This is a genomic window from Xanthobacter luteus (assembly GCF_040049235.1).
GTDB lineage: Bacteria > Pseudomonadota > Alphaproteobacteria > Rhizobiales > Xanthobacteraceae > Xanthobacter.
In genome coordinates this window covers 1,439,455-1,453,292 of record NZ_JBDZDO010000001.1, presented here as the reverse complement: position 1 = coordinate 1,453,292, position 13,838 = coordinate 1,439,455, and the positions used below count along the sequence as shown (strand labels likewise).

Genomic DNA, 13,838 nt, shown 5'->3' with positions numbered 1-13,838 from the left:
CGACGGCGGACACCGGCGAGACCATCCGCCAGGCCAAGGCGCACAACGCGGTCTGGCGCAAGCTCTGCCGGTGGTGAGCGCCGCGGCGGCCGCCGGCGCGGGGTCCGCGAAATGGCCGCGCAAGCGGGGCGCTGACATCGCGGCCCCGCTCTGGCATTCTGCCCGCGCAATCGTTTTCGCAACCGGTCTCGTGCCCTGGGGGATTCGTGCGCCTGCTCGTCATCGAGGACGATCCCGATCTCAACCGGCAGCTCGTCGAGGCGCTGGCCGACGCGGGCTACGCGGTGGACCGCGCCTTCGACGGGGTGGAGGGCCACTATCTCGGCGAGAGCGAGCCCTACGACGCCGTGGTGCTCGATATCGGCCTGCCCAAGATGGACGGCCTCTCGGTGCTGGAAAGCTGGCGCCGCGCCGGCAAGACCATGCCGGTGCTCATGCTCACCGCCCGCGACCGCTGGAGCGACAAGGTGCAGGGGTTCGATTCCGGCGCCGACGATTATGTGGCCAAGCCCTTCCACATGGAGGAGGTGCTGGCGCGCCTGCGGGCGCTCCTGCGCCGCGCCACCGGCCATGCCTCCAGCGAGCTGACCTGCGGGCCGGTGCGGCTCGACACCCGCTCGGGCCGTGTCTCGGTGGCGGGCAACGCGGTCAAGCTCACCTCGCACGAATACCGGCTGCTGTCCTATCTGATGCACCACTCGGGGCGCGTGGTCTCCCGCGCGGAGCTGGTGGAGCACCTCTACGACCAGGATTTCGACCGCGATTCCAACACCATCGAGGTGTTCGTCGGGCGCCTGCGCAAGAAGCTCGACTGCGAGGTGATCCAGACCGTGCGCGGCCTCGGCTATCTCCTGGTGGCGCCCGATGAGGCCTGAGCCGCCCGGGCACCGCGCCGGGCCGCGGGCGCGCCGCCCATGACCGTCTCCACCAAGCCGGGCTCGCTCGCGGTCCGCCTGATGCTGTCCGCGATCGCCATCATGGTCGTGGTGCTGACCCTGGTCGGGCTGGTGCTCTCGAGCCTCTACCGCACCGCCGCCGAGCGTTCGTTCGACCGTCGGCTCGACATCTATCTGAAGACCATCGTCGCCGAGCTCGCCAACGCCGCCCCGGGCCAGCTGCCGCAGCCGCAGGCAATGGCGGACCCGCTGTTCCTGTTTCCCAATTCCGGCTGGTACTGGCAGGTCGCGAAGGTCGGCGGCGCCGACAGCCACCGCACCTCGCCTTCGCTGCCCTCCGGCAAGCTGCCGATCCTTTCGGAAATAGGCGTGGTCTCGCTCCCCGGGCGCATGCGCCAGGGCTACGCCGCCGGGCCCCTCGGCGAGACCCTGCGCGTGGTCGAGCGCGACCTCGACCTCGGCAAGGACGAGCGCTTCGTGGTCTCGGTGGCGGCGGTGGCGGCGGAGCTCGACGAGGAGATATCGGCCTTCAACCTGGTCCTGGTGGGCACCCTGGTGGTGCTCGCGATCGCCTTCCTCCTGGTGGTGATGATCCAGGTGCGCTACGGCCTGCGGCCGCTCAAACACATCTCCCAGGCGCTTGCCGCCGTGCGCTCCGGCAAGGCGGAGCGCCTGGAGGGCGCCTATCCGGAGGAGATCGCCCCCCTGGTGCGGGAGGTGAACATGCTGGTGGACGCCAACCGCGAGATCGTCGAGCGCGCGCGCACCCATGTGGGCAACCTCGCCCACGCGCTGAAGACCCCCCTCTCGGTGCTGATGAACGAGGCCGGCACCCGCGACGATCCGCTCGCGGTGCTGGTGCGCGACCAGGCCGGCGTGATGCGCGACCAGGTGACCCACCATCTGGAGCGCGCCCGCATGGCGGCGCGCGTGTCGGTGGTGGCGGGCCTGTGCGAGGTGACGCCGGTGGTGACCTCGCTCGCCCGCACCATGGAGAAGATCCACCGCGCCAAGGACCTCGCCATCGACGTCAAGGTGGTGGACGACGTGCGCTTCCGCGGCGAGCAGCAGGACATCGAGGAGATGGTGGGCAACCTCATCGACAATGCCTGCAAGTGGGCGTCGACGCGGGTCGAGGTGGAGGTGTGCATCGGCCGCGGCCGCACGCCCTCCGACCGGGTGTTCTTCCACGTCATCATCGACGATGACGGGCCGGGCCTCGATCCGGCGCGGCGCATGGACGTGGGCCGGCGCGGCCGCCGCCTCGACGAATCGAAGCCCGGCTCCGGGCTCGGCCTGTCCATCGTCCAGGAGCTCGCCACCCTCTATGGCGGGCGCTTCGACCTCGGCGCCGCCCCCATCGGCGGCCTGCGCTGCGAACTGGTGCTGCCCGCCGCCTGAGGCGGGCCTTCGCGCTGCGTCCGGCCTTGCGCCGCCGAATCGCGCCGCGCGCCCGCCGCCGCACGATGGCCTTCCCTCCGACGCCGCTAGGCCTTATGTACGACAAGGCGGCTTCCGTGCGCTTTGCGCGCGGACGCCGTGCGTTCCCGTCGAAGGCTCGCTCGTCCCAAAGGCTCGCCCGTCCAATGGCCCTGCGTCTGGTCGTTCCGTCCGTTCCGCTCGCCGCGCTGGCGCTTGCGGCACTGCTCGCGGGCTGCGCCACCGATCCCGGCGGCGCGCTGAAGACCTCGACCGCCAATGTGGCGCTGCCCATGGCGCCGGTGATGAGCGGCGCGGTTTCCGGCGGCCTGATCGGCGGCACGGTGGGCAACGGTCTCGCCGCCGGCGACCGCCAGCGCGCCTACGAGGCGGAGATCGCCGCGCTCGAGACCGGCGGCCCCGGCTATCCGGTCGGCTGGAAGGGCGAGGACGGCGCCCGCGGCACGGTGATCGCCGGCCCGGCCTATGTGCGGCCCGGCTACAAGAGCTGCCGCGACTATTCCCACACCATCTATATCGACAACCGCCCGCAGATCGCCCGCGGCGCCGCCTGCCTCACCGAGGCGGGGGTCTGGACCTCGGTGGTGACGAGCTGACGGGCGCCGCCGCCCTTCCCGCGGGCGGGGAGTGGTTTTGGGCCGCACGGCCGGCCCGGCGCCTCACGCCGCCTTGCGCTTGCCCATCATCTCCACGAAGCGCGCGAACAGATAATGGCTGTCGCGCGGGCCGGGGCTCGCCTCCGGGTGGTACTGCACCGAGAACACCGGCTTGTCGGCGAGCGCCAGCCCCGCATTCGAGCCGTCGAACAGCGAGACGTGGGTCTCCACGGCGTTGGCCGGCAGGCTGCCGCGGTCCACGGCGAAGCCGTGGTTCATGGAGGTGATCTCCACCTTGCCGGTGGTGAGGTCCTTCACCGGATGGTTCGCGCCGTGGTGGCCCTGGTGCATCTTCAGGGTGCGTCCGCCGACGGCGAGGCCGATCATCTGGTGGCCGAGGCAGATGCCGAAGGTCGGCACCCCCTTCTCGATCAGCGTGCGGATCACCGGCACCGCATATTCCCCGGTCGCCGCCGGATCGCCCGGGCCGTTGGAGAGGAACACGCCGTCCGGCTTCAGCGCCAGGATCTCCTCGGCCGAGGTGGTGGCGGGCACCACGGTGATCTTGCAGCCGGCGCCCACCAGCAGCCGCAGGATGTTGCGCTTCACGCCATAGTCGACGGCGACCACGTGGTACTTGCCGTCGTCCTTGCGGTGGTAGCCGGTGCCCCATTCCCACGGCGCCTCGTCCCAGCCGAATCGCTGGGGCGCGGTGACGCCGGGCACCAGGTCCATGCCCACCAGGCCGGGCCACGCGCGGGCCTCCGCCTTCAGCGCCTCGATGTCGAACACGCCGTCGGCGCGGTGGGCGATGACCGCATTGGGCATGCCCTTGTCGCGGATCAGCGCCGTGAGGGCGCGGGTGTCGATGCCGGTGATGCCGGGAATGCCGCGCGCCTTCAGCCACTGGTCGAAATGGCGCGTGGCGCGGTAGTTCGACGGCTGGGTCACGTCGGTGCGCAGCACCACGCCGCGCACCCCGGACGAGGCGGCCATGGAGACCGTCTCGATGTCCTCTTCGTTGGTTCCCACATTGCCGATGTGCGGGAAGGTGAAGGTGATGATCTGCCCGGCATAGGAGGGATCGGTGAGGATCTCCTCATAGCCGGTGATGGCGGTGTTGAAGCACACCTCGCCGGCGAGCTGGGTTTCCGCGCCGATGCCGTGGCCATGGAGCACGGTGCCGTCGGCGAGCACCAGCACGGCCGTAGGGGTGGGCTCCGCCCAGCCGGAATGGACTTGTTCGAGGGTCATGGGACGCTTACATAGTCATCGGCCGCCGCGGGGTCAAAGGGATGTGCGATGGGCGCAGCGCGCCGGATAGCGAGGCATCCCGGTCCCGCCCCTGCGGCCGGGGAGAGGATGAAAGCGCGGCGCGTGCCGCAGGCGGCGCCATCTGGCCCCACGGCTCGGGCGGCGGGAGGGCTTTCCGTCCGGTGCCGCTTTCCAGATGACGCTCGCTCCGGACCTCCCGATGCCGGCCGATCCATTCCAATTCGACAGAGGTTTCCACGTGCTTCGTGACGACATCAACGCCGCGCTGAAAGAGGCGCAGAAGGCGCAGGACAAGCGGCGCACCTCGACGCTGCGCCTCATCAATGCGGCCCTCAAGGACCGCGACATCGAGCAGCGCGGCCACGGCAAGGACCCGCTGACCGACGACGAATTGCGCGCGCTGCTCGCCAAGATGATCAAGCAGCGCGACGAGAGCGCCAAGATCTACGACGAGGGCGGCCGCCCCGAGCTCGCCGCGCAGGAGCGCGAGGAGATCGGCTACATCAAGGCCTTCCTGCCGGCCCAGCTCTCGGAGGCCGAGACCCGGGCCGAGATCAAGAAGGTGATCGCCGAGATCGGCGCGAGTGGCATCAAGGACATGGGCCGCACCATGGCGGTGCTGAAGGAGCGATTTGCCGGCGCCATCGACTTCGGCAAGGCCTCGCAGTGGGTCAAGGAGCAGCTCACCGCGGGGTGAGCCGCTCCCCGGCGCGCCGGCCTCAGCGGCGGCTCCAGATGCTCTTGTCGACGCCGTCGGTGAGGTCCGGCATCTCGGAGGCGAGGAACATGGGCTCCTGGCCCGCTTTGCGCTTGGCCAGATAGTCCCGGGTCAGCCGCACCACCACGCCCGACAGCAGCACGATGGCGACCAGGTTGATGGAGGCCATCAGCCCCATGGAGGCGTCCGCCGCGTTGAACACCGTGGCGACGTTCTGCAGCGATCCCCACACCACCATGGCGAGCAAGGCAAGGCGCAGCCCCACCACGCCGGCGGTGTGGCCGTGGCCGAGGAACACCAGCGCGCCCTCGGCATAGGAGTAGTTGCCGATGATGGAGGTGAAGGCGAAGAAGAAGATCGCCACCGCCACGAAATAGCGCCCCGCCCAGCCGATATGGGCTTCCAGCGCCGCCTGGGTGAGCTGGGTGCCGGTGAGGCCGGTGCCCTGCTGGAACACGCCCGAGAGCAGGATCAGCAAGGCGGTGGCGGTGCAGATGACGATGGTGTCGATGAACACGCCCAGCGACTGCACGAAGCCCTGGCTCACCGGATGGTGCGGATCGGGGGTGGCGACGGCGGCGATGTTCGGCGCGCTGCCCATGCCGGCCTCGTTGGAGAACAGGCCGCGTTTGACCCCGTTGAGCATGGCGGCGGCCACTGAGCCCGCCACCCCGCCTGCCGCCGGCTCGAGGCCGAAGGCGCTGCGCACGATCAGCGCCAGTATCCCGGGCACCTCGCCGATATGGGTCACCAAGGCGAACAAAGCGAGGCCCACATAGCCCGCCGCCATGAACGGCACGACGATCTCGGCGGTGCGCGCGATGGTGGCGATGCCGCCGAAGATGATGACCCCCGACAGCGCCGCCACCGCGAGCCCGGTGGCGATCTTGGGCAATCCGAACGCGCCTTCCATGGCGTCGGCGATGGAATTGGCCTGCACCGCATTGAACACCAGCCCGAACGACAGGATCAGGCAGACCGAGAAGATCGCCCCCGCCCACGGCGCCTTCAGCCCGGCGGAGATGTAGAAAGCGGGTCCGCCGCGATAGCGCCCCTCGTCGTCTTTCACCTTGTAGAGCTGGGCCAGCGTGCTCTCGGCGAAGGCGGTGGCCATGCCGACGCAGGCCACCATCCACATCCAGAAGATCGCGCCCGGCCCGCCGAGCGCCAGCGCCACGGCGACGCCGGCGATGTTGCCGGTGCCCACCCGCGAGGCGAGCGAGGTGCACAGCGCCTGGAACGGGGTGATGCCCGACTTGTCGGTCTCGTTCGCCCGCAGCACCGAGCGCAGCATTTCGGGGAAATGGAGGATCTGGAGGAACCGGAGCCGGAGCGTGAAATAGATGCCGACAGCGAGCAGCCCGTAAATGAGGACATACCCCCAGAAGACGGTATTCAGGAAGTCGATGATCGCGTCCATGGCGCCCCAGCCCGGATAGGTTGAAAACCCAGGCTAGAGCGTGGCTTGCATATGTCCATCGGAATTCGGGGGGCCGCGTTGCGGGCAAGGGCTGTGGATTGCGGGGACGGGCGGCCCGCTCACGCCTCGCCTTTGCCGCCGCGCGCCGCGGCCGCGTCCATGAAGGCGCGCAGCACGGCGTTGATGCGCTTCTGGTAGCCGCGGCCCGAGGCCTTGAAGAAGGCCAGCACGTCCGCGTCGAGGCGGATCGAGATCGGCGCCTTCTTCGGCGGGACCACGACCTCCATGGTCCATCCCTCAAGGTCCAGCAGGCCCTCCCAGTCGGGATCGGAGCGTGCCGCCTGCTCGATCTCCTCGTCCGTCATGGCGCGCAGGCGCGCCCAGTCGATATCCGACCTCACCGTCTCACCTGCCGCGTTCAAATACGAATTGGTAGCGGCGCCGCTCTTCGTCTCGCGCTCGGCGCGCTGAGATGATGCGGACTTTTTCGCCGCGCCAAGTGAAGACGACCGAGAAGAAGACGTCGTTGATTTTAAGGACTGCGACATGCCTTTCCTCGCCGTTTCTGTCTGAGCGGAAATGCAGGAGGCGCTCGCTTCTCATCATGTCAGAGACATGCACGAGCCCCATGCCGTGCTTCGCTTCGTTCCGCGCGTTCTTCGCCTCGTCCCACTCGAAGTGGACCGTTCTCCAGTCCATCGCCCCGCCCCCGCCACAGTAGGGCTAGAATAATCCTGGCGCCGTTGGATTACACGCTGGGATTGTTTTTCAGGTGGCAGAGCGATCGCATTCCAATCTGTATATACAAACGTAATTTGTCAACCCCGCCGCCGAGCCGTGCTAGACTGATCCTATGCGCTTCCCGCCCTCGTTCCTCGACGAGATCAGAGCCCGCCTGCCGGTATCGGAGGTGGTGGGCCGGCGCGTGAAGCTGAAGAAGCAGGGGCGCGAGTTCGCCGGCCTCTCGCCCTTCAACGCGGAGAAGACGCCCTCCTTCTTCGTCAACGACCAGAAGGGCTTCTACCACTGCTTCTCCTCCGGCAAGCACGGCGACGTGTTCGCCTTCCTGATGGAGACGGAAGGGCTGCCGTTCGCCGAGGCGGTGGAGCGGCTCGCGTCCATGGCCGGCCTCCAGGTGCCCCAGGCGAGCCCCGAGGCGGCGGCGAAGGAAGAGCGCCGGCGCACCCTCCACGAGGTGATGGAGCTCGCCGCGCGCCATTTCGAGGAGACGCTCCAGTCCCGCCTCGGCGCCAAGGCGCGCGGCTATCTCGCCGACCGCGGCCTCGGCCCGCTCACCCAGCAGCGCTTCCGCCTCGGCTATGCCGCGCCCGACCGCTTCCACCTGAAGGAGGCGCTCGGCAAGCTCGGCGTTTCGACCGAGGACATGGTCGAGACCGGTCTGCTGGTCTCCGGCGACGACATCCCGGTCCCCTTCGACCGCTTCCGCGACCGGGTGATGTTCCCCATCACCGACATGAAGGGCCGCGTGGTGGCGTTCGGCGGGCGGGCGCTGGAGAAGGACGTTCCCGCCAAATACCTCAACTCCCCCGAGACCACGCTCTTCCACAAGGGCGCGCTGCTCTATAACGGCTTTTCCGCCCGCGCCGCGGCCCAGAAGAGCGCCCGCGTGATCGCCGTGGAAGGCTATGTGGACGTGATCGCCATGGTGGAGGCGGGCTTTTCGGCCACCGTCGCCCCACTCGGCACCGCGCTCACCGAGGAGCAGCTCCAACTGCTCTGGCGCATGGCGGACGAGCCGGTGCTGCTGTTCGACGGCGACAAGGCCGGCCGGCGCGCCGCCCACCGGGCCATCGACCTGGCGCTGCCGCATCTGAAGGCCGGGCGCAGCCTGTCCTTCGCCAGCCTTCCCGAAGGGCAGGACCCCGACGACCTGATCCGCCGCTCCGGCCCGGACGCCATGGCCGAGGTGCTGGCCCAGGCGCGCCCGCTGGCCGCCGAATTGTGGGCGCGCGAAAGCGAGGCGGCCTCCCTCGACACGCCGGAGCGCCGGGCGGCGCTCGAGGCGCGGCTCAAGGAGGTGGTCGCCGCCATCGCCGACGAGACGGTGCGCAAACATTACGCCCAGGACCTGTCCGAGCGGTTCCGGGCGCTGATCGCGCCGGCCGGCGGCGGCGCCCGCCCGGGCGCCTTCCAGCGGCGCGATGGCAGCCGGGGCGGACGCTTTGCCCCCCGCGAGGCGCCGCTGGTGCCGCGCGGCGGCGAGATCGCCATGAGCGCCCTGGTGCGCGGCCCGATGGCCGCCTTGCCGCGCAACGAGGCACTGCTGCTGTTCTGCCTCATCAATCATCCCTTCCTTCTGGACGAGGCCTCGGAAGAGGTGGCGAGCCTGCCGCTCGCCAACCCCGATGCCGACCGCCTGCGCCGGCTGCTGCTGGAAACCCATCTCCAGGGCTTCGACGCGCAGGCCCTCGCGGCGCGCCTCGGCGAGGCGGACATCGAGGCCCTGGCGCGGCGGGTGGGCGCGCTTGCCGATCCCCGGCACGACTGGCCAGCTTACAATGATACCGCCCCGGCCGATGTCCGGCTCTGGTGGCACCAGCGCACGGCCTTGCATCGCAAGGCTCACGCGCTATCTAGGGAGCTGAGGGAAGCCGAGCGCGCCCTGGGGGAGGACCCCAGCGAACAGAATTTTGCTTGGCTTTGCGACGTGCGCGAGCGCCTTTCGGCGATCGAGGGCACGGAGGCATTGGTGGAGGGATTTGGCGCTTCCTCGGGCCGCGCGTCGGCGCGCTCGGTGTGAAACCGTCCTCTGGATAGTCGAAGGAAGTCTGCCGCTCCGACCATGGGGGTTGGATGCGTGTTCAGGCTGGTTTAACGGGATGGCGACGAAAAGGCCGCTCCCGGGTGCGAAGGCAAAAGGTGGTGAGGCCGAGGGGCCGCGCCGCCGTCTTGTCGTTTCTAGCCGGCGAGATCAGCAGGAGAAGTCCATGGCGAAGCAGTCTGCCGAGACGACCGAAGCTCCGGAGAAGGAGAGCGAGGCGCCCGACGGGCCGCTGCTCGACCTCTCGGACGCGGCCGTCCGGAAGATGATCAAGAACGCCAAGCGCCGTGGATACGTGACCTACGAGCAGCTCAACGAGGTGATGCCCTCCGAGGAGGTGACCTCGGAGCAGATCGAGGACACCCTGGCGATGCTCAACGACATGGGCATCAACGTGATCGAGGCCGAGGAGGCCGAGACCGAGGAGAGCGCCGAGGAAGGCGAGACCGCCGACGAGCCGGAGGAGCCCGAGAGCGGCGAGCTCGCCGAGGCCTCGCCGCGCGCGGTGGCGCGCTCGGAGACCAAGTCGGAGCCGGCCGAGCGGACCGACGATCCGGTGCGCATGTATCTGCGCGAGATGGGGTCGGTCGAGCTGCTGTCCCGCGAGGGCGAGATCGCCATCGCCAAGCGCATCGAGGCCGGCCGCGAGGCGATGATCGCCGGGCTCTGCGAGAGCCCGCTCACCTTCCAGGCGATCATCATCTGGCGCGACGAGCTCACCGAGGGCCGCGTGCTGCTGCGCGACATCATCGACCTCGAGGCCACCTATGCCGGCCCCGAGGGCAAGAACCCGCCCGCCGCCATCGGCGACGAGGCCGCGCTCGCCCCCGAGGCGGGCGAGGACGGCCTGCTCGGCGACGGCGCCGGCCCCGAGGGCGACGAGGACGATATGGAAAATTCCATGTCGCTCGCCGCCATGGAGGCGGAGATCAAGCCGAAGGTGGTGGAGACCTTCGACCGCATCGCCTCCTCCTACACCAAGCTGCGGCGCCTGCAGGACCAGAACGTCGAATCGAAGCTGAAGAACGAGACGCTCTCCCCGGCGCAGGAGCGCAAGGCGAAGAAGCTGAAGGAGGACCTCGTCACCGACGTGAAGTCCCTCTCGCTCAACCAGCAGCGCATCGACGCCCTGGTGGAGCAGCTCTACGAGATCAACAAGCGCCTCGTGGGCCTGGAGGGCCGCCTGCTGCGCCTCGCCGACAGCTACGGCGTCGCCCGCGACGACTTCCTCAAGCAATATATGGGCTCCGAGCTCGACCCGAAGTGGGTGCTGCGCGTCTCCAAGCTCGGCTCCAAGGGCTGGAAGGGCTTCGTCGCTCACGAGAAGGAGATGATCAAGGATCTGCGCGGCGATATCCATGGTCTCGCGACCGAGACCGGGCTCGAAATCTCCGAGTTCCGCAAGATCGTCCAGATGGTGCAGAAGGGCGAGAAGGAAGCCCGCCAGGCGAAGAAGGAAATGGTGGAGGCCAACCTGCGCCTCGTCATTTCCATCGCCAAGAAATACACCAACCGCGGCCTGCAGTTCCTGGACCTGATCCAGGAGGGCAACATCGGCCTGATGAAGGCGGTGGACAAGTTCGAGTACCGGCGCGGCTACAAATTCTCCACCTACGCCACCTGGTGGATCCGGCAGGCGATCACCCGCTCGATCGCCGACCAGGCGCGGACCATCCGCATCCCGGTGCACATGATCGAGACCATCAACAAGATCGTGCGCACCTCGCGGCAGATGCTGCACGAGATCGGCCGCGAGCCGACCCCCGAGGAACTGGCCGAGAAGCTCGGCATGCCCCTCGAAAAGGTGCGCAAGGTGCTGAAGATCGCCAAGGAGCCCATCTCCCTCGAAACGCCCATCGGCGACGAGGAAGATTCGCACCTCGGCGACTTCATCGAGGACAAGAATGCCATCCTGCCCATCGACGCGGCGATCCAGTCCAACCTGCGCGAGACCACCACGCGGGTGCTGGCCTCGCTGACCCCGCGCGAGGAGCGGGTGCTGCGCATGCGCTTCGGCATCGGCATGAACACCGACCACACGCTGGAAGAAGTGGGCCAGCAATTCTCGGTGACGCGCGAGCGCATCCGCCAGATCGAGGCCAAGGCGCTCCGCAAGCTCAAGCATCCGAGCCGCAGCCGCAAGCTGCGGAGCTTCCTCGACAACTGAAGCCCGGCGCGAGGCAGACCGGAAAGGCGGCCCCAGGGCCGCCTTTTCTTTTTGCCGCCGCCGCCGCAGGGGCGAGCCGCCGCGCCGCGGTCTCGAACCAATCGCCCGCGCGGGCGTTTGGGCTCTGAAGGCAAGCTGCACCCTGGCCGAGACGGCCGCGGCGGCGCGCTGAGGGCGAGATCGATGTCTCGGTGGGAATGGATCTTCAAGAACCTGGCGCGGCGCCTGTGGGTGCGCGCCAGCCTCATCGGCTTGCTGGGCGTGGCCGCGGCCATGGTGGCAGCGGTGGCGGAAACTTACATTCCCTGGCAGCTGCCGGGCTCCATCGGTTCGGATGCGGTGGACGGCATCCTCAACATCATCGCCTCCTCAATGCTGGCGGTGACCACCTTCTCCCTCAGCGTGATGACGTCCGCCTACGGCTCGGCCACCAGCAACGTGACGCCCCGCGCCACCCGCCTGCTGATGGAGGACCGCGTCACCCAGAACGTGCTGTCCACCTTCATCGGCTCGTTCCTGTTCAGCATCGTCGGCATCGTCGTCCTCAAGACCGGGGTATACGGGGAGCGCGGCCGCGTCGTGCTGTTCGTGGTCACCATCGGCGTCATCATTCTCATCGTCGTGACGCTCCTGCGCTGGATCGACCACCTGACCCGCCTCGGCCGCGTGGGCGAGACCACCGAGCGGGTCGAATGCGCGACCCGCGCGGCGATCGAGGCACGGCTCGCCGCGCCCTATCTGGGCGGCCGGCCGGCCGCCGCTCCGCCGTTCGAGCCGCCGGCGCGGGCGGTGCCGGTCTTCGCCGAAGTCATAGGCTATGTTCAGCACGTGGACATGGGGGCGCTGCAAGGTTGCAGCGAGCGGCGCGACGGCTGCATCCATGTGGCGGCCCTTCCCGGCTCCTTCGTCGCCGCCCGCACGCCCGTGGCCTTCATCGATTCGCGGTTCTCCGACGCAGGGGAGATCGAGCACGCGACCGAGGCCGTCCGACGCGCCTTCTCCCTGGGCAGCGAACGCAATTTCGACCAGGACCCGCGCTTCGGTCTGGCGGTGCTGAGCGAGATTGCGTGCCGGGCGCTCTCGCCGGCCGTCAACGACTACGGCACGGCGATCGACGTCATCGGCCGCGCCACCCGGCTTCTGAGCCTGTGGGCGCAGGGAAGCACGCCCCCCTCCGATGACGACATCCGGTTTCCCGGGGTGCGGGTTTCGCCGCTCCGCTCCGACGACCTGTTCGAGGACGCCTTCATGCTCATCGCCCGCGACGGGGCGGCGATGATCGAGGTGCAGCTGCGCATTCAGAAGGTGCTCGCCGCCCTCTGCCGTGTCGGCGACGCCGACTTTCGCGCGGCGGCGCGCCGGCAGGCGGAGCTGGCCCTGCTCCGGGCCGATGCCGCGCTGCCGATCGAGGCCGACCGGGTCCGCCTGCGCGCGACGGTGGAAGCGGGGTGGGGCGGGCTCGACGTCGGCTGAGCGGCATCTGGTGCCGCAGGCATCCGCCGGAGCGTAGCGAAGGCGCGCGGGGTGGACGCTCGCGCGAGATTTGCCGGGAACGATCCCGGCGTGTCGTCATTGATCTGGCACACCCCAGATCACGGAGCCAGACATGCCCGGTCCCTTGGATGGCAAGCGCATTCTCATTCTCGCCACCAACGGCTTCGAGCAGTCCGAACTCGAAGTGCCGCGCGAGCGCCTGAAACAGGCGAGAGCCGTGGTGGAGGTGGTGTCGCCGGAACGCGGCGAGATCAATGGCTGGGACAAGAAGGACTGGGGCCGCCCGGTGAAGGTCGACCGGCCGCTCGCGGAGGCGCGCGAGGCCGACTACGACGCCATCGTCGTACCGGGCGGCCAGATCAATCCCGACCTGCTGCGCGCGGAGCCCGCGGCGGTGAAGCTGGTGAAGGCCTTCCATGACGTCGGCAAGACCGTGGCGGCGGTGTGCCACGGGCCGCGGCTGCTGGTGGAAGCCGGCATCGCCAAGGGTCGGCGCATGACCTCCTATCATTCGATCCGCACCGACGCGGTCAATGCCGGCGCGCAATGGGAGGACGCCGCGGTGGTGACCGACAATGGCCTCGTCACCGCCCGCAAGCCGGACGATCTGGAGGCCTTCTGCGCCATAATCGTCGAGGAAGTCCGCGAAGGCCGGCACCAGGGCCGCACGGCGTGAGCGCCGGGCGATGGTGGGGATGAGCACCGTGCTCCCGCGCGGCGAAAGGCGGTCTGCGACCGCCTTTCCCGTTGGGTCAGCGCGCCGGCGCCTCCACCAGGAAGCCGACGATGCGGCGCACCACCGGCAGCACCAGCAGCAGGGTTGGAAAGGCGACGACCCAGCTGAGGCCCCAGGCGGTGGGCCAGGTGCTCATGAAATCGGGGCCGAGCCCCAGGCTGCGCGCGGTGGCAATGGCCGAGACCACGAAGGTCATCAGCACCGACAGCACGAGCGGCATGACGATGCCGGCATAGCGCGCCGGCAGCTTGCGGGAAAATTTGGAAGGGGCCATGAGGGCCATCCTTGTCACGGATGGTCCCGGCGGGTCCGGA

At 69.0% G+C, this 13,838-nt stretch carries 13 protein-coding genes; 8 read left to right on the top strand and 5 right to left on the bottom strand.

Features of this window, described 5'->3' with window-relative positions:
- The first annotated feature begins 206 nt into the window (after positions 1-206).
- From ABLE88_RS07105 to ABLE88_RS07095, 3 genes are all read left to right on the top strand, one after another.
- Positions 207-875 (top strand): response regulator transcription factor, encoded by a 669-nt coding sequence (locus tag ABLE88_RS07105; protein ID WP_348830736.1) that lies wholly within the window; start codon positions 207-209, stop codon positions 873-875.
- Positions 876-914: 39 nt separating this feature from the next.
- Entirely contained in the window at positions 915-2,297 is a 1,383-nt protein-coding gene (locus tag ABLE88_RS07100) for an ATP-binding protein (RefSeq protein ID WP_348830735.1), read from the top strand.
- Positions 2,298-2,482: 185 nt separating this feature from the next.
- Positions 2,483-2,932: a hypothetical protein gene (locus ABLE88_RS07095; protein WP_348830734.1), complete on the top strand. Its 450-nt coding sequence runs from the start codon at positions 2,483-2,485 to the stop codon at positions 2,930-2,932.
- A 63-nt stretch (positions 2,933-2,995) separates the two neighbouring features.
- Here the strand turns inward: ABLE88_RS07095 and carA are convergent, their stop codons facing one another.
- A complete protein-coding gene (gene carA, locus ABLE88_RS07090; protein ID WP_348830733.1) occupies positions 2,996-4,186 on the bottom strand; it encodes a glutamine-hydrolyzing carbamoyl-phosphate synthase small subunit in 1,191 nt (396 codons plus the stop codon).
- A gap of 220 nt (positions 4,187-4,406) precedes the next feature.
- On the opposite strand from carA, the gene ABLE88_RS07085 reads away from it, so the two are divergent.
- Positions 4,407-4,904 carry a GatB/YqeY domain-containing protein gene (locus tag ABLE88_RS07085; RefSeq protein WP_510182858.1) on the top strand — a complete coding sequence of 166 codons (498 nt, stop codon included), beginning with the start codon at positions 4,407-4,409 and terminating at the stop codon, positions 4,902-4,904.
- 22 nt (positions 4,905-4,926) lie between these two features.
- Here ABLE88_RS07085 and ABLE88_RS07080 read toward each other — a convergent pair whose 3' ends face one another.
- The 3 genes from ABLE88_RS07080 to ABLE88_RS07070 form a co-directional block, all read right to left on the bottom strand.
- The gene (locus ABLE88_RS07080; RefSeq protein WP_348830731.1) at positions 4,927-6,345 is read right to left on the bottom strand and encodes an alanine/glycine:cation symporter family protein; all 1,419 of its coding nucleotides are present in this window, start codon (positions 6,343-6,345) and stop codon (positions 4,927-4,929) included.
- Between the two features lie 119 nt (positions 6,346-6,464).
- The gene (locus ABLE88_RS07075) at positions 6,465-6,746 is read right to left on the bottom strand and encodes a BrnA antitoxin family protein (RefSeq protein WP_348830730.1); all 282 of its coding nucleotides are present in this window, start codon (positions 6,744-6,746) and stop codon (positions 6,465-6,467) included.
- 4 nt (positions 6,747-6,750) lie between these two features.
- The gene (locus ABLE88_RS07070) at positions 6,751-7,044 is read right to left on the bottom strand and encodes a BrnT family toxin (protein ID WP_348830729.1); all 294 of its coding nucleotides are present in this window, start codon (positions 7,042-7,044) and stop codon (positions 6,751-6,753) included.
- Positions 7,045-7,198: 154 nt separating this feature from the next.
- Between ABLE88_RS07070 and dnaG the strand changes: the two genes are divergently transcribed.
- The 4 genes from dnaG to ABLE88_RS07050 all read left to right on the top strand — a co-directional run bounded on the left by dnaG (position 7,199) and on the right by ABLE88_RS07050 (position 13,464).
- Positions 7,199-9,106: a DNA primase gene (dnaG, locus tag ABLE88_RS07065; protein WP_348830728.1), complete on the top strand. Its 1,908-nt coding sequence runs from the start codon at positions 7,199-7,201 to the stop codon at positions 9,104-9,106.
- 187 nt (positions 9,107-9,293) lie between these two features.
- Positions 9,294-11,294: an RNA polymerase sigma factor RpoD gene (gene rpoD, locus ABLE88_RS07060; protein WP_348830727.1), complete on the top strand. Its 2,001-nt coding sequence runs from the start codon at positions 9,294-9,296 to the stop codon at positions 11,292-11,294.
- 183 nt (positions 11,295-11,477) lie between these two features.
- On the top strand, positions 11,478-12,767 hold the full coding sequence (locus ABLE88_RS07055; protein WP_348830726.1) for a DUF2254 domain-containing protein: 1,290 nt from the start codon (positions 11,478-11,480) through the stop codon (positions 12,765-12,767).
- A gap of 133 nt (positions 12,768-12,900) precedes the next feature.
- Positions 12,901-13,464 (top strand): type 1 glutamine amidotransferase domain-containing protein, encoded by a 564-nt coding sequence (locus tag ABLE88_RS07050; RefSeq protein WP_348830725.1) that lies wholly within the window; start codon positions 12,901-12,903, stop codon positions 13,462-13,464.
- Positions 13,465-13,540: 76 nt separating this feature from the next.
- Here ABLE88_RS07050 and ABLE88_RS07045 read toward each other — a convergent pair whose 3' ends face one another.
- Positions 13,541-13,798 carry a DUF2798 domain-containing protein gene (locus ABLE88_RS07045; RefSeq protein ID WP_348830724.1) on the bottom strand — a complete coding sequence of 86 codons (258 nt, stop codon included), beginning with the start codon at positions 13,796-13,798 and terminating at the stop codon, positions 13,541-13,543.
- Between the last annotated feature and the right edge of the window lie 40 nt (positions 13,799-13,838).